At 53.7% G+C, this 748-nt stretch carries 1 protein-coding gene; it reads right to left on the reverse strand.

Annotation, left to right across the window (positions count from 1 at the left end; genetic code table 11):
• Window positions 1–84: 84 nt before the first annotated feature.
• A partial coding sequence (locus B3P58_RS03955) for a citrate/2-methylcitrate synthase (protein WP_286716167.1) occupies window positions 85–748 on the reverse strand: 664 nt, incomplete at its 5' end.

Below are 748 nucleotides of genomic sequence, written 5' to 3' on the forward strand. Positions count from 1 at the left end.
CTAATATCACTCCTCTCTCCTCGTTCTGAGAAAAACTGGTTCTCAGCAGGCCTGATTCACTTAGTGTCGACAGGCCCTGGATTCTTAACGCTGGGCAATCGCCGGTACCGGGCGGAACTCTTCACCGGTATATTCCGCGCTTGGGCGGATAATGCGGTTGTCGGCGCGCTGCTCCATCACGTGCGCTGCCCAGCCGGTCAGGCGGGAGCATACGAAAATCGGGGTGAACAGCTTGGTTGGAATGCCCATGTAGTTGTACGCCGAGGCGTGGAAGAAATCGGCATTACAGAACAGTTTCTTCTCGCGCCACATAACGGCTTCACAACGTACGGAAATATCGTACAGCGAGGTATCACCGTTCGCCTTGGCCAGCTTTTCAGACCATTCTTTAATCACGGCATTACGCGGATCAGATTCAGAGTAAATCGCGTGGCCAAAGCCCATGATTTTTTCTTTGCGTTCCAGCATACCCAGCAGTTTTTGCTCAGCATCTTCCGGATCGTTCATACCTTCAATCAGCTCCATCGCTGCTTCGTTGGCGCCGCCGTGCAGCGGGCCACGCAGGGAACCAATGGCACCGGTTACACAGGAGTGCATATCACTCAGGGTGGAAGCACACACACGGGCGGTAAAGGTAGAAGCGTTAAATTCGTGCTCGGCATACAGCGTTAATGACGCGTGCATCACCTGAGTGTGCAGTTCAGAAGGCTTTTCGCCATGCAGAGTCCACAGGAACTGCTCAGCGATA

This window comes from Thalassolituus sp. UBA2009 (assembly GCF_002335285.1).
Lineage (GTDB): Bacteria > Pseudomonadota > Gammaproteobacteria > Pseudomonadales > Oceanobacteraceae > Venatoribacter > Venatoribacter alkanivorans.